Source organism: Nocardiopsis moroccensis, from assembly GCF_055763695.1.
Map to the genome: position 1 here is coordinate 2612235 of NZ_CP199747.1, position 18610 is coordinate 2630844.

The following is an 18610-nucleotide window of genomic DNA, read 5'->3' on the forward strand; positions in this document are numbered from 1 at the left end:
AGGCGGGCGATCGGCGTTTTCGGGGCAAAACACCAACGGTGCCCGCGCCGGACCGGCACGGGCACCGTCAGGAAGGGATCAGGCCGCCGGGTAGGCGCGCTCCGGATCGGCGTTGCCCAGCAGCTCCTCGGCGTGGGCCCGGCCCAGCTCGGAGTCCTCCAACCCGGCGAGCATCCGCGAGAGCTCACGGACCCGCCCGCCCCGGTCCAACCGGACGACACCGCTCTCGATGACCAGCCCCTCGGTGGACTTCTCCACCACCAGGTGCGCGTCCGCGAAGGCGGCCACCTGCGGCAGGTGCGTGACCACGATGACCTGGGCGCGCCGGGCCAGCCGGGCCAGCCGTCGCCCGATCTCCACCGCGGCCTTGCCACCCACCCCGGCGTCCACCTCGTCGAACACGAAGGTGGGGACCGGATCGGCTCCGGCGAAGACCACCTCGATCGCCAGCATCACCCGGGAGAGCTCACCGCCCGAGGCCCCCTTGTGCAGAGCCAGCGGCGGGGAGCTCGGGTGCGGGGCCAACAACAGCTCGACCTCGTCCCGCCCGTGCTGCCCGAACTCCTCACCCGTGGTGATGCGCACACTCACCCGCGCGTGCGGCATGGCCAGCGCGGTCAGCTCCTCCGTGACCGCAGCGCCGAAACGCTCGGCCGCGGCGGAGCGGATCCGGGTCAACTCGGTGGCGGCCTCGTCCATCCGCGCGTGCAGCTCCTCGGCCTCCGCGCGCAGAGCGTCGATCTGCTCGTCGTCGCCCTCCAGGTCGGCCAGCCGCTTGGTCGCGTTCTCCGCCCAGGCCAACACCTCGTCGGTGGTCTCACCGTACTTGCGCGAAAGCTGGGTCAGCAGGGCCCTGCGCTCCTGGACCGCGGCCAGGCGAGCCGGGTCGGCGTCCACCGACTCGGCGTAGGAGGCGAGCTCGGTGGCCGCGTCGGTGAGGATGTAGGACGCCTCGTCCAACCGGCCCCCGATGGCCGCCAGCTCCTCGTCGTGCTCACTCACCGCACCCACCGCCTGGCGGGCGGCCGACAACAACCCCACCACGTCGGCCTGCACCTCGGCGGCGGCCGGGTCGCCGGTGAGCGCCTCGTGCGCGGTGGTCGACGCCACCCGCAGCCCGTCGGCGTGCGCCAACCGGGTCTCCTCCGCCAGAAGCTCGGCGTCCTCCCCCGGAAGCGGCTCCGCGGCGGCGATCTCCTCCACCCCGAACCGCAGCATGTCGGCCTCCTGGGTGCGCTCACGCGCCCGCTCGACCAACTCCGCCAACTCGGCGGAGACCTCCCGGTGGCGGCGGTAGGCGGAGCTGTACCGCTTCATCTTCCTGGCCAGTTCCTCGCCGGCGAAACGGTCCAGGGAGGAGCGCTGACGGTCCGCGCGCAGCAGACGCTGCTGGTCGGACTGCCCGTGCACCGCCACCAGGTCGTCGGCCAGATAGGCCAGCAGACTCACCGGGGCCGAACGGCCGCCCATGGTGGCCCGCGAACGCCCCTCCGCCGACACCGCACGGGTGAGGATGAGGACGTCGTCGTCGATGTCGCCGCCGGCCTCCAGGACCCGGTCGGCCACCCGACCGCCCCGGGGAACGGTCAGCCGCCCCTCGACCACCGCGCGGTCGGCCCCGGGACGAACCCGCTGGGGATCGGCACGCCCACCGAAGAGCAGTCCCAGCCCGGTGACGACCATGGTCTTGCCCGCGCCGGTCTCACCGGTGACGACGGTCAGGCCCGGTGACAACTCCAACACGGCGTCGTCGATGACACCGAGGCCTTGGATACGGACTTCTTCGAGCACCGATCCCTCTCCTGATAGTTGACGACCTCTGCATGTGACGGCGTTCAGCGCCTGTCTTCGGCCCGCCCCCGCCAACCGCTGACCGGCAGACCGAACTTGGCCACCAGGCGGTCGGTGAACGGGGCGCGGTGCAACCGGGCCAGCCGGACCGGCGTATCAGCACGAGTGATCTCGATTCGTGCCCCCGCGGGCAATTCGACCATACGCCGTCCGTCACACCAGAGCACGCCCGGCGTGGTGTCCGGCAGCACCTCCAGCGCCACCGTGGCCTCGGGCCCCACCACCAGGGGCCGCGCGAACAGCGCGTGCGCGCTGATCGGCACCACCAGCAGCGCCGCCACGTCCGGCCACACCACCGGGCCGCCCGCCGAGAAGGCGTGCGCGGTCGATCCGGTGGGAGTCGCGCACACCACACCGTCACAGCCCCAACTGGACAGGGGGCGCCCGTCCACCTCCAGAACCATCTCCAGCATGCGGCGGGACTCCGCCTTCTCCAGGGTCGCCTCGTTGAGCGCCCACGAGCGCACGGGGGGCGCCCCGTCACCGCGTCCTCCGTTGAAGACCGCCACGTCGAGGGTCATGCGTTCCTCGACGGCGTAGTCGCGGTCGACCACACTGCGCACCGTGGCGCCCAGGTCCTCGCGTTCGGCCTCGGCCAGGAAACCGACGTGCCCCAGGTTGACACCGAGCAGCGGGGCACCGGCCGGCCGGGCGAGCTCCGCGGCCCTGAGCAGGGTCCCGTCACCGCCGAGCACCATGACCAGCTCCACACCCTCGGCGGCCTCCGCCGCCTCGACGGCCTCGACCGGAGCCAGGGTGCAACCCACGGCGGCCAGGTCCTCGACCTCGCTCCGGAGCATGCGCACGGTCAGCCCCGCCCGGCTGAGGCGGCCGTGGACCAACTCCGCGCTGCGCACCGCCGCGGGCCGGCCGGTATGGGCCAGCAGGAGAACACTGCGTCCGCCGGTCATCGCCGTCCCCTTACGTTCACTCCCCCGCGGGAAGCCTGCTGCTGGCCGGGTACTCGACCGCACCCGGCCGGGTCACGTTACCGGACTCCTGCGACAGGAGGCCACGCGCTCAGGACGGCCCCTCCTGGATCGCCCGCTCCAACGCGGCGGGGTCCAGTGGCGGGGCACCGGCCCGCATCCACAGGAAGTACTCGACGTTCCCCGAGGGCCCGGGCAGAGGGCTCGCGGTCACCCCCACCACACCCAGTCCCAGGGTGAGGGCGTGCGCCGCGACCTCGGAGACGGCCTCGGCCCGCAGGGCGGGTTCACGGACCACACCACCCGCACCGACACGCGCCTTACCGACCTCGAACTGGGGTTTGACCATCATCGCGAAGTCGGCGTCGGGGGCCGTGCAGTCGCGCAGTGCACCGAGCACGAGTTTGAGGGAGATGAACGACAGGTCGCCGACCACCAGGTCCGGGCGGGGCTCACCGATCTGCTCCGGGGTCAGTTCCCGGACGTTGACGCGCTCCATCACCCGTACACGCTCGTCACTGCGCAACGCCCAGGCGAGCTGCCCGTACCCGACGTCGACCGCCGTGACGTGCGCCGCACCACGACGCAGCAGCACGTCGGTGAAACCCCCGGTGGAGGCCCCGGCGTCCAGCGCCCGGCGTCCCCGCACCGCCAACCCGAAGGAGTCCAGCGCCCCGACGAGCTTGTGGGCACCCCGGGACACGTAGGTCGGTTCCTCGGAGGGGGTGCGCACCACGATGGGCTGGTCGGTTCCGATCTGGGTCGCGGCCTTGGAAGCCACCATGCCCGACACACGGACGAAACCGTTCTCGATGATCTCGGCCGCGTGGCCCCGGGAGCGTGCGTGACCGCGGCGGACCAGTTCCGCGTCGAGCCGACTACGTTTTGCCATGGTCACCTAGGGTACCGGCCGCTATCGAGGACTCTGGGGGCTCTGTCCCAGCGCGCCCAGAACACCGGAGAGTTCCTGGTGCAGCGCGTCGAACACCGCGACGTGCTCCGCGGTGGGCAGCGCATCCAGGCCGGCCAGCCGTTCCCTCGTGGCGTCGAGGGTCCGCTCCGCCAGTGCCTCGGCCTGTTCGCTCCGGTCCATGGAGCCTCCTCCCTTCACTCGGCCGCCGGGACGGACCCTACTTCTTCGCGCCCTTGCCCTTGGCGGGGCGCTTGGCCGTCGAACGCGACCTGGGCGGTTTGACGGCGGTCTTCCCCTTGCCACGGGAGGCCGTCCGCTTGGCGGCGGCCCCGGATTCGGGCCCGTCCCCGGCGTCCGCGCCCGTATCGGCGGCAGCGGCCCCGTCAGCGCCCTTCTCCTCGGCGCTTCCGGCCGGGACGGACTCCTCCGCCTCCGGTCCGGCCCCGTCGGCGTCTCCGGCACCCGTCGCGTCGGTGCCCTCGGCCTCGGGCCGCGCCCCGGACTCCGCGTCACCGGCACCCCGACGCTCACCCCCGGGCGCCTCCTGCACCTGCCCGGCCGCCGGGGAGGCCGCCCCGGAAGCGCCCTCCTGCCCGGCGGGCAACACGGAGGAGGCCCCGCCCCGGGGCGCCAGCACCCGCTCCACCGCGTGCCGGGCCGCCATCCGACGCTCCAGTTCCGCCACCCGGCGGGCCATCCGCTCGTACTCGGCGCGCGGCACCACGTCCATCTGCTCCAGGGCGCGCCCGACCTCGGCCCGGACCAGCTCGGCGACGGCCGCCCGGTTGGCCTGGCTGGTCTCGATCAGCTCCCCCGCCAAGGTCTGGATGCTCTGCCCCACCCGCGGAGGCGCCTCGCCCCCCGCGGCCGGAGGGGCGGGGGCCACCGCCCCGTCGGCCCTGAGCAGGGTCTTGGCAGCCGCGACGGCTTGCTTACGCGAGAGTTCGGTAAGGCCATTGGCGGCGTCCAGATAGGTGCGTACCGCGTCGACGACCATGATGAAGTGCTCCTTGATGGGACCGCAGGAGGAAATGACGAAGAGGGCGCGGAGCGGGAGGGGTCTCGTGCTCCAGGGGGGTTCGACGCCAACGCTACCGGGGACAGGGCGCCCCTGGCACGCAAACGGCGGAGCTCACCCCGCCGCACCGCCCGCCCCGACGGAACCGCACCCTTGGTCCGCACCCGCCCCCTTGGCCCGGGGTCGGACAGATACCGCCGGATAGGGCATCATGTGCCCATGAGCAGCATCAACGCCTGCCTGGAGGGCATCGCCCGGGCGAACGAGCGCCTCCTCGCCCAACCGCTGGACAAACGCCGCGAACACATCCGCGAACGCACGGTGCGCGTGATCGTCCCCGACCTGGACACCGCCTTCGACATGCGGCTGACCGCCGACGGCCTCACCGACGTCACCCCGCGACCGCTGGACGCACCCGCCGCCCCCCAGGTCCGGGTGACGGTCTCCAGCAACGACCTGGTGGAACTGGCCGAGGACCGGCTGGACCCGGCCAGAGCACTGTTCAGCCGGCGCCTGAAGGTCGACGCCAGCATCGGTGACCTGCTGCGGATGCGACGCCTGCTCTGACCCCGCCCGGCCACCGCCCGACCCGCCCCGGCCGGAACGCACCGGCACCGCCGGGTGGCGGGTACCTTGCTGGGATGCCCCGCCAACCTCTCGACCTGGCCCCCTTCCGCGGCCTGCGCTACGTGGCCCCCGACGTCGACCGCTTCATCGACGGGGGCTTCGACCTCGCACGCCTCCTGGCCCCGCCCTACGACATCCCCGACGCGGAGGAGGCACGCGAACTCCAGCGCTCCGACCCGCACAACGCGGCGAGGGTCACACTGCCCTTCGAACTCTCCCGGCAGGCGCCCCAGGGCGGGGACACCGCCACCCGCCGCTACCGCGCCGCCGCCGACCTGCTGCGTGACTGGATCGACGAGGGCGTGCTCGCCCTGGACGAGGCCCCCGCCCTGTACGTGTACGAGCAGACCACGGCGGACGGTCGGGTCCAGAGGGGACTCGTGGGCGCCCTGGGGCTTCCGGAACAGGGCCCCGAGGCGGGTGTCCCGGCGGTACGCCCGCACGAGGACGTCGCCGACCCGCCGGTACGCGACCGCTTCCGCCTGATGGAGGTGGCCCGCGCCAACCTCGAACCGATCTTCCTCGTCTACCGCGGCGCGGGCGGGGCGGCCTCCGCCACCACCGAGGCGACCGTCGCCCGGGACACCCCCCTGGTCAGCGCCCGGACCCGCGACGGCGCCCGGCACAGCCTGTGGGCGATCACCGACCCCGAACTGCAGCGGGGGGTCTGCGCCGACCTGGCCGCGCGTTCCGCGCTGATCGCCGACGGGCACCACCGCTACGCCGCCTACCTGCGCCTGCGCCGGGAGAACACCGATCCGGGCTGGAGCCACGGCCTGGCCCTGCTCGTGGACAGCGACACCCACCCGCCCTGTCTCGGGGCGATCCACCGCGTCCTGCCCGGGCTGGACACCGACCGGGCGCTGAGGGCGGCCCGGGAGGTGGCCGAGGTGGAACCGGTCCCGGACGCCGACCCCGCCGCCCTGGCCGGAGTGGACGCCCCGGCCCTGCTGCTGGTCTCCGCCGGGGGCGGGGCCCACCTCGTGAGCGGGTTCGACGAGGGAGCCCTGGAACGAGCGATGCCCGACCGCTCCCCCGACTGGCGCCACCTGGCCACGGCGGCACTGCACGAGGTACTCATGCCGCTGTGGGACTACCCCGAGGAGCGAGTGCGGATGGTGCACGAGGACCCCGCGGAGGCCGCTGCCGCCGCCCGCAGCGAGAAGGGCACCGCCGTCATCGTGCCACCGCTGCGCGTGGACCAGGTCTACGCGGTCGCCGACCGCGGAGAGCTCACCCCGCGCAAGTCCACCTCCTTCGGCCCCAAACCGCGCACCGGCCTGGTCATGCGGACCCTTCGATGAACCGTCCTCACCCGGGCCCGGCCGGGCCCGGCGGCCCCATGTGTTCGCGCAGCTCCCCGACCAGGTTCTCGGCCCCCGCCCGGTAGGGCTCCACCACGTGGTCGGCGCCGGCCTCACGGAGCTGCTCGGCCAGGGCAGGGTCGAGCGCGGTCAACACGATCGACCCCTCGTACCCGTGCTGGCGCAGACCGTGGATGAGCACCAGGTCGGCCTGCGAGGAGGGGATCGCGCTGAGCACCATCCGGGCACGGCCCAGGGGGAGCGTCTCCAGGAAGTCCCGGTCCTCGGCGCTCCCGAAGGCCGTGGTGACGTTGTCCTGCTCGGTGGCCGCGGACACCTTCTGCGGATCGAAGTCCACCGCGAGGACGCGGTAACCGGCCGCGGCGACCCGGGTGACGACCTCCCTGCCGAACCGCCCCAGCCCGTACACGATCACGTCGACGTCCCTGGCGGGCTGTTCGGCGCGGTGGCGCCGGTCGGGGAAGAGCCGGTCCAGGGGGTCCAGCCAGCGGCCCAACCACCGGTAGACCTGGTGTGAGTAGAGGATCATGTAGGTGGAGCCACCGATGGTGATCAGACCGACCACCGTGATCAGGCTGACGGTTCCGGCGTCGATGTGCCCCAACCCCAGCCCCAGGGCCGCGAAGATCAGCGAGAACTCACTGATCTGGGCGACGGTGAGCCCCGCCAGGAAACCGACCCGGGCCGGGTAGCGCATCAGCACCATGATCACCAGCACGATGAGCGGGTTGCCCACGAGCACGAACACCGAAAGGACCGCGGCCTCGGTGATCTGGCGCCCGGCGTCCGCGAAGTTCAGGTTGGCGCCCAGCTCCAGGAAGAAGAACAACAGCATGAAGTCGCGCAGGCTCACCAGGCGGGCCCCGAGCGCGTCCCTGTATTCGGTCGAGGCCAGCGACACCCCGGCGAGGAACGCGCCGACCTCGGCGCTGAAACCCAACGACTCGCTCAGCGCGGCCACGGACACCGCGTAGGCGACCCCGAACAGGACCAGGAGTTCCTGGGAACGAGCCACCAGGGGGACCAGTCGGGGCAGCACGTAACGGGAGAGCAGGGCCAACCCCAGCAGCAGACCGCCGCCGGCCCACAGCACCTGCAGGATCTCGGCGGGAACCGAGTCCTCGGAGGCCTGGCCGAAAGCGGTCAGCGCGATCATCACCAGAACCACGACGATGTCCTGGACGATGAGGAAACCGATGGCGATGCGTCCGTGGAGCTTGTCGAGTTCACGCTTGTCGGACAGGAGCTTGACGATGATGATCGTCGACGAGAAGGTCAGCGCCACCGCGACGTACAGGGCGGGCAGCGGGTCCATACCGAGCAGGCGGGCCAGCCCGTAGCCCACCGCCGAGGTGAACACGATCTGCCCCAGGCCGGTGGCCAACGCCACCGGACCGGTGGCCCGGATCAGGTGCAGGTCCAGCCGCAGACCCACCAGGAACAGCAGCAGGGCGATGCCCACCTGGGCCAACAGCTCCAGTGTCCCCGAGGGGTGGATCCAACCGAGCCCGACCGGCCCGACGATGATCCCGACCGCGATGAAGACGACGATCAGGGGCTGGCGGAGCAGGTTGCCCACCAGGCCGAGCGCCGCCACGACAGCGAGCACCAGGGCCAGTGTCAGGAACTCGTGGGCACCCATACCGCCATGCAAGCACCTCACGGGCCGTCCCGGAAGGACCGGTGGCGTTTTCCCCGGCGATTCCGGTCCGGGAACCGAAAACCGGATGGCCGTCCCCGACCCCGCCCGCCATACTGACGGGCCCGACCCCCGAGAGGAGGCCCCGTGCCCACCTCGTTCCCGAACACGCACCGCCCCCGGACCCGTCCCGACCTGGCCGAGGACCTGACCGGGCTCGGGGTGGCCCCCGGCGACACCCTCCTGGTGCACACCTCCCTGCGTTCGCTCGGCTGGGTGTGCGGCGCCGACCAGACGGTGGTCCATGCCCTCCTGGAGGCCGTCGGCCCCACCGGGACCCTGGTGGTGCCCACCCAGACCGGCGACAACAGCGACCCCTCCGGCTGGGCCGACCCGCCCGTCCCGGAGTCGTGGTGGGAGACCATCCGCGCCCAAACGCCCGCCTTCGACCCCGCCACCACCCCCAGTGTCCGCATGGGCCGCGTACCCGAGCGGATCCGCACCTGGCCGGGCGCCGTGCGCAGCACCCACCCGCAGACCTCCTTCGCCGCTCTCGGCCCGCACGCGACCCGCCTCATGCATCCCCATCCCCTCGAATCAGCCCTCGGCGAGAGCTCCCCGCTGGCCCGGCTGGAGGAGGAGGACGCCCGCGTCCTGCTGCTGGGCGCCGGGTACGACTCCTGCACCGCCTTCCACCTCGCCGAGTACCGGGTACCCGACCCGCCCACCGAACCCTCCTCCTGCGCGGTCCGCACCCCCGACGGCGCCCGGGAGTGGGTCACCTACACCGGCGTCGCCCTCGACGAGTCCGACTTCCCCGCCCTGGGCACGGCCTTCGAGGCCACCGGCGCGGTGACCACCGGCCCGGTGGGGTCGGCGACCGCCCGCCTGTTCCCCCTGGCCGAGGCCGTCGCCTTCGCCACCTCCTGGCTGGCCCGGAACCGTCCGCCCCGGCCCTGGGACGGAGCCCACACCCCGCAGGGCCGCCCGGCGCCCTAATCTGGGGAGGACCCTCTCCCGCCACACCGAATCGGACCTTCCGCCATGTCCCTGCAGGCCGCCGACCGCCCGCTCAACGAGCTCCACGACGCGATGCTCCTCGACCTGGACGGCGTGGTCTACATCGGCGCCGAGGCCGTCCCGGCCGCCCCCGAGGCGGTGGCCAAGGCCCGCGCCGCCGGAGCCCGGGTCGCCTTCGTGACCAACAACGCCGGACGCACCCCCGCCCGGATCGCCGAACACCTCACCCACCTGGGCGTACCCGCCGCCCCCGAGGACGTCGTCACCTCCGCGGAGGCCGCCGCCCGCCTGGTCGCCGCACGGTACCCGCAGGGGTCGGACGTGCTGGTGGTCGGCGACACCGGGCTGCGCCAGGCCGTCCGCAGGATGGGGCTGCGACCCGTCACCGTGGCCGGGGAGTCGGTGGTGGCCGTGGTCCAGGGCTACTCGCGGACGATGTCCCGCGACCTCCTCGACCAGGGCACCCTGGCGGTCACGGCCGGCGCGTTCTTCGTCGCCAGCAACTCCGACGCGACCGCGCCCACCGAGTGGGGGAACACCCCCGGCAACGGTTCCTTCGTGCGCGTCATCGCGTACGCCACCGGGGTGGAACCGGTGATCGCGGGCAAGCCGATGCGCCCGCTGCACGAGGAGGGGATGCTGCGCACCGGCGCGAGCTACCCGCTCATCGTGGGCGACCGCCTGGACACCGACATCGAGGGGGCCACCACGCACGGCGCCGCGGGCCTGCTGGTCCTGTCCGGGGTCGCCACTCCGAGGGACGTACTGGCCGCCCCCGCCCACCGGCGCCCCCGCTACCTGTCGTGGGACCTGTCCGGGATGAACGAGACCCACCCCGGCCCGGTGCGCCGCACCGACGGGGACACGGCGCTGACCGTGTGCGGCGGCTGGACCGCCACCGTCGCCGCGGGCGCCGTGCACCTGTCCGGTACCGGTGACCGATTGAACGGTCTGCGCGCCCTGTGCACAGCACTCTGGTCCGACGGCTCGGTCGACCCCCGAAGCACCTCCGTGACGGAGGCCCTGGCCTGCTTGGGCTGGTAGGACCCCGACAGTTAGGTGACCCCCACCACACGCTGCCATGACATCCTTGTCCTAGAGTCGGGTTCGGTCCTGACCGGACCGCACCACGCGAGGAAGAGGGGTGTCTGCCGTGCACGACGATGTGGACGTCAGCGGTCTGCCCGAGGGGATCACCCCGCTGGGCGACGAGATCTATGCCATCGACACGATGCTCGCCGGGTACCCCGGGGTCGTGTCCGCCTACCTGATCCGCACCGAGCGGCCCTGCATCGTCGAGGTGGGCACCGCCGGTTCGGCCCCGGTCCTGCGGGACGCCGTCGTCCGGCTCGGACTGGCGCCCGAGGACCTGGCCACCATCGTGGTCACCCACATCCACCTGGACCACGCGGGCGGCACCGGGGACATGGCGGCGCTGTTCCCCAACGCGGAGATCGTCGTGCACGAGCGCGGCGCCCGCCACCTGGCCGACCCCAGCCGTCTGATGGCCAGCGCGAAGATGGTGTGGGGCGACCGGTTGGAGACCCTGTTCGGGCACATGCACCCCACCGAGGCGGCCCGCATCCGCTCGGTGGCCGGGACCGGCGAGATCGACCTCGGCGCAGGCCGCAAGCTGGTGTCCCACTACGCCCCCGGGCATGCCAAACACCACATGGGCCTGGTGGACACCGGGACCGGCGACCTGTACGTCGGTGACGCCCTGGGCGTGTACAACCCGCTCACCGGGGACCTGCGCCCGGCCACCCCGCCGCCGGACTTCGACATGGACGCCTGCCTGCGCACCCTGCGCCTGTTCGGCGACATCGGCGCACAGCGGCTGATGTTCTCCCACTTCGGCGCACACGACCTCGTCGCCGAGACCATCGACCGCGCCGAGAGCGAGCTCCGCCTGTGGGTGGAGACAGTGCGCGACTCCCGGGACACCGGAGGGGACCTGGACCACGCCATCGCGATGGTGCGCGACAAGGTGATCTCCCGGTACAAGCCGCTCCCCCCGGACGCCTCCCCCGAGGCCGCGGCCGTCCTGGACACGCTCAGCGGCCCGGAGGCCAACGTGGGCGGGATCGTGCACTGGCTGGACAGGCTCGCCCAGGAGCAGGCCGACGCCAAGGAGCAGACCTGACGGCAGCGGAAAAACCAGGTGCGTCGCCGGGACCGCCCCCATAGCCTCCGGGCATGACTCCCCAGATTCGTCCCCTGCGCAGGAACGACATCCCCCAGGCCCACGCCCTGGTCAGGAACGCCTTCCCCGGCATGGTCCTCACCGAGGAGCTCATGCTGTGGCGGTTCGACCACCCGGTGCCCGGGGCCGACGACACACGCCTCGTCGCGGTGGAGGGCGACACCGTGGTCGGGTACATCCTGGGCAGGCTGCGCACGGACAACGGCCGGTCCTACCTGGGGGCCATGGCGGAACGGCACCGGAGCGGGGACCTCGCCGCCCGGCTCCTGGCCGCCTCCGAGGCCGGCCTGGTCGAGAAGGGGGCGACCGTCCTGCGCACCGCCGCCGCGCAACAGGGCGTCCAGGCCGACGGCGAACTGTTCCGCGCGGCGGCCCTGGACCGGGGTTACGAGCTGGTCGAGAGCCACCACGTCCTCGGCATGGACCTGAACAGGCTCCCCGACCCCCCGAAGGCGCCCGAGGGGGTCGAACTGCGCCGGTGGTCGGAGTTCGCCGAGGACCCCCGACCGCTCTACGAGATCGACAGGGCCGCCGACCAGGACGAGCCGAGCGAGCAGTCGGAGGAGTTCATGTCCTACGGGGACTGGCTCGAGGCGGTGTGGGGCAATCCGATGGCCGACCTGGAGATCAGCCTCGCCCTCCTGCTCGACGGTGTCCCCGTGGCGATCTCCTGCTACATGTCCGATCGCGACACCCGCATGGAGTCGGCGATGACCGGCACCCTACGCGAGCACCGCGGGCGCGGCCTGGGCGGTTACGTCAAGGCCATGGCGCTGCACCGTGCCAGGGAACGGGGCTTCACCCACGCCTACACCGGCAACCACGAGACCAACGAGCCGATGCTCGCCATCAACAACCGGATCGGATACAGCCTGGTCGGGACCGAGAGTACCTACGTCAAGCGGCCGAGGCCCTGAGGGTCATGCTCCGGGCAGCCCGAGGGCGCGGATCAGGTGGGCGTACAGGCCGTCCGCCCAGGACAGTTCCCGGTCGGAGGGCAAACAACCGAAAGTCCGCACCTCGACGGTCTCGAACTCCCCGCTCAGGGGCTCCAGCCGGCTCACCTCAGCGTGCGTGACCACGGTGGTGTGCCCGCCGGACAACACGTAGTAGCCCATGGCCCTGACCTCGCCGAGGGTGGCTCCGGCCTCCTCGTGTGCCTCCCGCCGCGCGGTGGCGTACAGGTCCTCGCCGGGCTCCCGATGGCCGCCCGGGAACTCCCAGGCCCGCCTTCGGTGGCGCACCATCAGGAGGCGTCCCCCCTCATAGGTCAGACACACCACCGAGTCGTACTCCTCGGGTAGCTCCCCCAGATACACGGCAGCGCCGCCGAGCGGCTCCGGGCCACTCGACGGCGCGTGTTCCGAGGGGGTCAGTCCCGACCCTCCCGACGGCTACGGTCCTCAGCAGCCTCGGCCGCGGCCTCGTCCGCCTCCGCCTCGACGTCGGTCCAGACGATGCCGTCCTCGACGTCGATGTCGACCAGCTCGACGCCCTCGATCGCGGCGAGGCGCTCATCGGCGTCGGTCACACCTTCGCGGTCCACCGAGGAGGCACGTGCGAAGTATTCCCGGGCGTCCTCGGTGCGGCCGAGTTCGGCCAGGACATCGGCGTAGGCGTAGAACAGTCGGGCCACGTACGGCCGGGCCCGGCGCTCCTTCAACTCCGGTACCTGGAGCTCGGCCAGGGCCGCCTTGACATCGCCCATGTCACGACGGGCACCGGCCGCGACGATCCGCAGCTCGATGCGTTCCTCGGCATCCAGCTCCTTGCCCGCCGGGTCGTTGGTGATCTCCAGGGCCCTCTCGGGGCGGCCGAGGCCTCGCTCGCAGTCGGCCATGACCGGCAGGAAGGTGTCCCGGCCACTCATACGACGGGCCGCCCGCAGGTCGGCCAGGGCCTCCTGCCACTTGCCCACCGTGTAGGCGGCGATGCCGGAGGCCTCACGGACGCTGGGCAGACGGGAGGCCTTGCGGCGGGCGTACGCGGCGTGCTTGTAGGCCCGCTCCGGGTCCTCGTCCACGAACAGCCCCGCGGCCACGATGTGCTTGCCGATCAGTTCAGCCAGGGACTTGGGCAGCGAGTGCAGGTCGCGCTTGGTCTCCTTGTCCAACTGGCCGTAGGTGGCCTCGTCGGGCAGCGGCGGAGCGATGTCGGCCGGGTCGCGGTCCTCGCGCGGAGGACGCCGATCACGGTCGTCGCGGCCGCGGTATCCACCACGGTCGTCACGCTGCCCGCCACGTTGGCCGTCTCGACCCCGCTGCCCGCCACGGTCGTCCCGGCGGAACCCGCCCTGGCGATCGTCACGGCCACGAAACCCACTGCGGTCGTCCCGACGGTCCCCACCGGGAGCCCCTCGTCGGTCGCCGCCCGGCCGGCCCTCGCCACGGTTACGGTCACCACGGAACCCACTGCGGTCGCCACCCTGGCGGTCATCGCGGCCACGAAACCCACTGCGGTCGTCCCGACGGTCCCCACCGGGAGCCCCTCGTCGGTCGCCGCCCGGCCGGCCCTCGCCACGGTTACGGTCACCACGGAACCCACCACGGTCGTCGCGGCGGAAGCCACCACGACGGTCGTCGCTCCCACGATACTCGCGCCGGTCACCGCTGCCCCTGTCGTCCCGGGGGGCCCTGTAGCCAGACCGGGGACGGGATTCGTCACCGCGCCCGCGACCGCCAGGCTCACCGGAGCGGTTACCGCTGTGGTCGTTTGCTCCGGAGTCCTCGCGGTCTCCCGATCGGCTGTCCTCAGTCATCCAACCCGTCCGTCAACATTCAAAAGCGCTGCCACCTGAGCAGTAGCAGCGCGTAGAAGTACTCGTATCCTCCAGCTTACGACATGGTGTGTCCACACATCACCAAAGCCGCAACCCACCACGGTGTGCTTGTCCACAGCACAGCACCCCCTTCCGTCCCACTTCCCAGCTGCCAGTGCCCCAGGGGGTTCAGGCCCCCACCATCCGCCGCAGCAAGCGCAACAACCCCAATCCCCTCAACCCCTGGGGGTTGGGCGTGCGCTTTCAAGTGGCAGCACCCCAGGGGGTTTGGGACCCCCACCCTGCGCTGTTGTCAGGCGGGCGGTGCAGACCCCCTCAGCCCCAGGGGGTCACAGAACGTGCATCTTGCCCGCCCTCCCCCAGTGGTGGGGGTTGGCCGGAGCGCGGTGGGCGGCGCCCGGACACAGGGGGTTTTCGCCAGGGCTGGGGACACGCATCTCTGGAACACATCAGTGATCCCGGGGGTTGGCGAGCTACGGGCCTCGCCCTTTTCCAGAACCAGACGTAGAAAGATCAAGCACGTCCCGCGAGGTGCGTAGCGGCCTCCGAGTACGCCCGACATCAACCCCCACAGGGCTCAGCCGGACGAACACCGGGCCCAGACCACCCCAGGGGGGTGCCTTGAACCCCGACCACAGACCGTTGGAAGGCACCACCCGGGCAGACCCCCGCACCCCCACCACGGTGATCTTGCTACCAGAAGCAACCTCGGCGCCGACATTGCTCCTGGTAGCAAGATCACCGCAAAAAGAGGAGCCGAACCCACCCACCCGGAAAAACCCCTCCAAGCCACCCCCGGGGGGCCGGCATCCCAGCCAACAACCCCGCTTTTCACATGTTCACAAACCACCACAAAAAACAAAAAGGAGAGGGCCGCCATAACAGCAACCCCCTCCTTCTTCTCAAGAAAAACCGTGGCAGCGACCTACTCTCCCACCCCACCACAGGGCAGTACCATCAGCGCAAGGAGACTTAACGACCGGGTTCGGAATGAGACCGAGTGTGACCCTCCTGCTACAACCACCACGGAAACCTAACACCCACAACCACCACTCAACCCCAAAAAAGAGGGAACGATGACCACGAGCAAGCTTCGTGTGAATACAGTGTGCGCGAACATCCAATTATCTGCAGCGGACAAGCCCTCGGCCTATTAGTACCGGTCAGCTCCACCCCTCACAAGGCTTCCACACCCGGCCTATCAACCCTGTCGTCTACAGGGAGCCTTACCCTCTCCAGGAGGCAGGAGACCTCATCTCGAAGCAAGCTTCCCGCTTAGATGCTTTCAGCGGTTATCTCTCCCGAACGTAGCCAACCAGCCATGCCCTTGGCAGGACAACTGGCACACCAGAGGTTCGTCCGTCCCGGTCCTCTCGTACTAGGGACAGCCCTTCTCAAGTCTCCAACGCGCACAGCGGATAGGGACCGAACTGTCTCACGACGTTCTAAACCCAGCTCGCGTGCCGCTTTAATGGGCGAACAGCCCAACCCTTGGGACCAACTCCAGCCCCAGGATGCGACGAGCCGACATCGAGGTGCCAAACCATCCCGTCGATATGGACTCTTGGGGAAGATCAGCCTGTTATCCCCGGGGTACCTTTTAGCCGTTGAGCGACACCGCTTCCACACGCCGGTGCCGGATCACTAGTCCCAGCTTTCGCTCCTGCTCGACACGTCCGTCTCACAGTCAAGCTCCCTTGTGCACTTACACTCAACACCTGATTACCAACCAGGCTGAGGGAACCTTTGGGCGCCTCCGTTACTCTTTGGGAGGCAACCGCCCCAGTTAAACTACCCACCAGACACTGTCCCCGAACCGGATCACGGTCCAAAGTTAGATGCCCGAAACAGTCAGAGTGGTATTTCACCAACGCCTCCACCGCCACTAGCGTGACGACTTCACCGGCTCCCACCTATCCTACACAAACCATCCCAAACACCAATGTCAAGCTATAGTGAAGGTCCCGGGGTCTTTCCGTCCTGCTGCGCGAAACGAGCATCTTTACTCGTAGTGCAATTTCACCGGGCCCATGGTTGAGACAGTGGGGAAGTCGTTACGCCATTCGTGCAGGTCGGAACTTACCCGACAAGGAATTTCGCTACCTTAGGATGGTTATAGTTACCACCGCCGTTTACTGGCGCTTAGATTCCTAGCTTCGCCGGGGCGAACCCCAACTAACCAGTCCTCTTAACGTTCCAGCACCGGGCAGGCGTCAGTCCGTATACAGCGTCTTACGACTTCGCACGGACCTGTGTTTTTAATAAACAGTCGCTTCCCCCCGCTATCTGCGACCCCACCCAGCTCAGGCCGTAAAGACCGTCACCAGACAGGGCTCCCCTTCTCCCAAAGTTACGGGGACAATTTGCCGAGTTCCTTAACCATGGTTCACCCGAACGCCTCGGTATTCTCTACCTGACCACCTGCGTCGGTTTAGGGTACTGGCCACACACGAACTCGCTAGAGGCTTTTCTCGACAGCATGGGATCACTCACTTCACCAAAAACGGCTCGGCATCACGTCTCAGCCTCAACGAGAGGCGGATTTACCTACCCCTCGGCCTACACGCTTACCCCCGGACAACCACCGCCGGGTAGAGCTACCCTCCTGCGTCACCCCATCACTTACCTACTACAAGCTCGGGTCCCAGACCAGATACAAACAATCTCCCGAAGGATTTTGAAAGATCCGGCGTGGTTAGCATCACCTGATTCAGTATTGGACGCTCATGCACGGGTACGGGAATATCAACCCGTTATCCATCGACTACGCCTGTCGGCCTCGCCTTAGGTCCAGACTCACCCTGGGCGGATTAACCTGCCCCAGGAACCCTTAGTCAATCGGCGGCAACGTTTCTCACGTTGCTTTCGCTACTCATGCCTGCATTCTCACTCGCACACCCTCCACCACACGATCACTCGGCAGCTTCACTGGATGCACGACGCTCCCCTACCAACCCAGCCCTCAACGGGCTGAACTTCACAGCTTCGGCGGTGTACTTAAGCCCCGCTACATTATCGGCGCAGAACCACTTGACCAGTGAGCTATTACGCACTCTTTAAAGGATGGCTGCTTCTAAGCCAACCTCCTGGTTGTCTGGGCAACTCCACAACCTTTCCCACTTAGCACACGCTTAGGGGCCTTAGCTGATGATCTGGGCTGTTTCCCTCTCGACTACGAAGCTTATCCCCCGCAGTCTCACTGCCACGCTTCACTTCACCGGCATTCGGAGTTTGTCTGACGTCAGTAACCTTGTCGGGCCCATCAGCCAAACAGTAGCTCTACCTCCAGCAAGAAACACGTGACGCTGCACCTAAATGCATTTCGGGGAGAACCAGCTATCACGGAGTTTGATTGGCCTTTCACCCCTACCCACACCTCATCCCCCAGATTTTCAACTCTGGTGGGTTCGGGCCTCCACGAGGTCTTACCCCCGCTTCACCCTGGACATGGGTAGATCACTCCGCTTCGGGTCCACAGCATGCGACTCAACCGCCCTATTCAGACTCGGTTTCCCTACGGCTACCCCACCCGGGTTAACCTTGCCACACACCATGACTCGCAGGCTCATTCTTCAAAAGGCACGCCATCACCAGGAACAAGTCCCAGCTCTGACGGCTTGACAGCACACGGTTTCAGGTACTATTTCACGACCCCTCACCGGGGCACTTTTCACCTTTCCCTCACGGTACTAGTGCACTATCGGTCATCAGGACGTATTTTGGCTTAGCAGGTGGTCCTGCCAGATTCACACGGAATTTCTCGGGCTCCGCGCTACTCGGGAACACACCAACACCTAGACTCTTCCTTCACCTACGGGACTCTCACCCACTCCGGTACCGCTTCCCAACGGATTCAGCTAGAAGAACCATCAGCGCTCCAGGCCGACAGACCTGGAAAGATGCACCCCACAACCCCGCACACGCAACGACTGCCGTCTATCACACGCATACGGTTTAGCCTCTTCCCCGTTCGCTCACCACTACTAGGAGAATCACTGTTGTTTACTCTTCCTACGGGTACTGAGATGTTTCACTTCCCCGCGTCACCACCAACTACCCTATACATTCAGGTAGCGGCAACCCGACACAACTCGGGCTAGGTTTCCCCATTCGGACACCCGCGGATCAAAGCTCGGTTGACAGCTCCCCGCGGCCTATCGTGGCCTCCCACGTCCTTCATCGGCGCCTGATGCCAAGGCATCCACCGTGTGCCACTATCACTTGGCCACTACAGATAATAAGATGCTCGCGCACACTATTCACAAGTCAAAACACCCACCACAAACCCCGATACCTCAACACCAGC

Annotated in this window: 15 protein-coding genes and 2 rRNA genes; 6 read left to right on the top strand and 11 right to left on the bottom strand. The window is 69.1% G+C overall.

Features of this window, described 5'->3' with window-relative positions:
* Positions 1 to 78 precede the first annotated feature (78 nt).
* The 5 genes from recN to ACUKCB_RS11620 form a co-directional block, all read right to left on the bottom strand.
* Positions 79 to 1791 (bottom strand): DNA repair protein RecN, encoded by a 1713-nt coding sequence (recN, locus tag ACUKCB_RS11600; protein WP_473040517.1) that lies wholly within the window; start codon positions 1789 to 1791, stop codon positions 79 to 81.
* Between the two features lie 44 nt (positions 1792 to 1835).
* Positions 1836 to 2762, bottom strand: coding sequence for an NAD kinase (locus tag ACUKCB_RS11605; RefSeq protein ID WP_473040518.1), 927 nt, complete (start codon positions 2760 to 2762; stop codon positions 1836 to 1838).
* Between the two features lie 109 nt (positions 2763 to 2871).
* Positions 2872 to 3672 carry a TlyA family RNA methyltransferase gene (locus tag ACUKCB_RS11610; RefSeq protein ID WP_473040519.1) on the bottom strand — a complete coding sequence of 267 codons (801 nt, stop codon included), beginning with the start codon at positions 3670 to 3672 and terminating at the stop codon, positions 2872 to 2874.
* Between the two features lie 21 nt (positions 3673 to 3693).
* Complete coding sequence (locus ACUKCB_RS11615) at positions 3694 to 3873, bottom strand: hypothetical protein (protein ID WP_473040520.1); 180 nt, start codon at positions 3871 to 3873, stop codon at positions 3694 to 3696.
* A gap of 37 nt (positions 3874 to 3910) precedes the next feature.
* Positions 3911 to 4690, bottom strand: a complete 780-nt coding sequence (locus ACUKCB_RS11620; protein WP_473040521.1) for a coiled-coil domain-containing protein — start codon at positions 4688 to 4690, stop codon at positions 3911 to 3913.
* A 240-nt stretch (positions 4691 to 4930) separates the two neighbouring features.
* On the opposite strand from ACUKCB_RS11620, the gene ACUKCB_RS11625 reads away from it, so the two are divergent.
* Positions 4931 to 5278, top strand: coding sequence for an SCP2 sterol-binding domain-containing protein (locus ACUKCB_RS11625; protein ID WP_473040522.1), 348 nt, complete (start codon positions 4931 to 4933; stop codon positions 5276 to 5278).
* Between the two features lie 74 nt (positions 5279 to 5352).
* Positions 5353 to 6642, top strand: a complete 1290-nt coding sequence (locus ACUKCB_RS11630) for a DUF1015 domain-containing protein (RefSeq protein ID WP_473040523.1) — start codon at positions 5353 to 5355, stop codon at positions 6640 to 6642.
* Positions 6643 to 6649: 7 nt separating this feature from the next.
* Here the strand turns inward: ACUKCB_RS11630 and ACUKCB_RS11635 are convergent, their stop codons facing one another.
* A complete protein-coding gene (locus ACUKCB_RS11635; protein WP_473040524.1) occupies positions 6650 to 8305 on the bottom strand; it encodes a cation:proton antiporter in 1656 nt (551 codons plus the stop codon).
* 144 nt (positions 8306 to 8449) lie between these two features.
* Here ACUKCB_RS11635 and ACUKCB_RS11640 point away from each other — a divergent pair, with 144 nt between their 5' ends.
* From ACUKCB_RS11640 to ACUKCB_RS11655, 4 genes are all read left to right on the top strand, one after another.
* Entirely contained in the window at positions 8450 to 9301 is an 852-nt protein-coding gene (locus tag ACUKCB_RS11640; protein ID WP_473040525.1) for an AAC(3) family N-acetyltransferase, read from the top strand.
* A gap of 45 nt (positions 9302 to 9346) precedes the next feature.
* On the top strand, positions 9347 to 10366 hold the full coding sequence (locus tag ACUKCB_RS11645) for an HAD-IIA family hydrolase (protein WP_473040526.1): 1020 nt from the start codon (positions 9347 to 9349) through the stop codon (positions 10364 to 10366).
* A 109-nt stretch (positions 10367 to 10475) separates the two neighbouring features.
* Positions 10476 to 11465, top strand: coding sequence for an MBL fold metallo-hydrolase (locus ACUKCB_RS11650; protein WP_473040980.1), 990 nt, complete (start codon positions 10476 to 10478; stop codon positions 11463 to 11465).
* Positions 11466 to 11518: 53 nt separating this feature from the next.
* Positions 11519 to 12442, top strand: coding sequence for a GNAT family N-acetyltransferase (locus ACUKCB_RS11655; protein ID WP_473040527.1), 924 nt, complete (start codon positions 11519 to 11521; stop codon positions 12440 to 12442).
* 3 nt (positions 12443 to 12445) lie between these two features.
* Here the strand turns inward: ACUKCB_RS11655 and ACUKCB_RS11660 are convergent, their stop codons facing one another.
* From ACUKCB_RS11660 to ACUKCB_RS11680, 5 genes are all read right to left on the bottom strand, one after another.
* The gene (locus tag ACUKCB_RS11660) at positions 12446 to 12844 is read right to left on the bottom strand and encodes an NUDIX hydrolase (RefSeq protein ID WP_473040528.1); all 399 of its coding nucleotides are present in this window, start codon (positions 12842 to 12844) and stop codon (positions 12446 to 12448) included.
* A 53-nt stretch (positions 12845 to 12897) separates the two neighbouring features.
* Entirely contained in the window at positions 12898 to 13638 is a 741-nt protein-coding gene (locus ACUKCB_RS11665; RefSeq protein ID WP_194687314.1) for a tetratricopeptide repeat protein, read from the bottom strand.
* The gene (locus ACUKCB_RS11670) at positions 13581 to 14132 is read right to left on the bottom strand and encodes a hypothetical protein (protein ID WP_473040529.1); all 552 of its coding nucleotides are present in this window, start codon (positions 14130 to 14132) and stop codon (positions 13581 to 13583) included. The genes ACUKCB_RS11665 and ACUKCB_RS11670 overlap by 58 nt, the downstream gene beginning before the upstream one ends.
* 1084 nt (positions 14133 to 15216) lie before the next feature.
* Positions 15217 to 15332, bottom strand: a 5S ribosomal RNA gene (gene rrf / locus ACUKCB_RS11675).
* A 104-nt stretch (positions 15333 to 15436) separates the two neighbouring features.
* Positions 15437 to 18532, bottom strand: a 23S ribosomal RNA gene (locus tag ACUKCB_RS11680).
* Between the last annotated feature and the right edge of the window lie 78 nt (positions 18533 to 18610).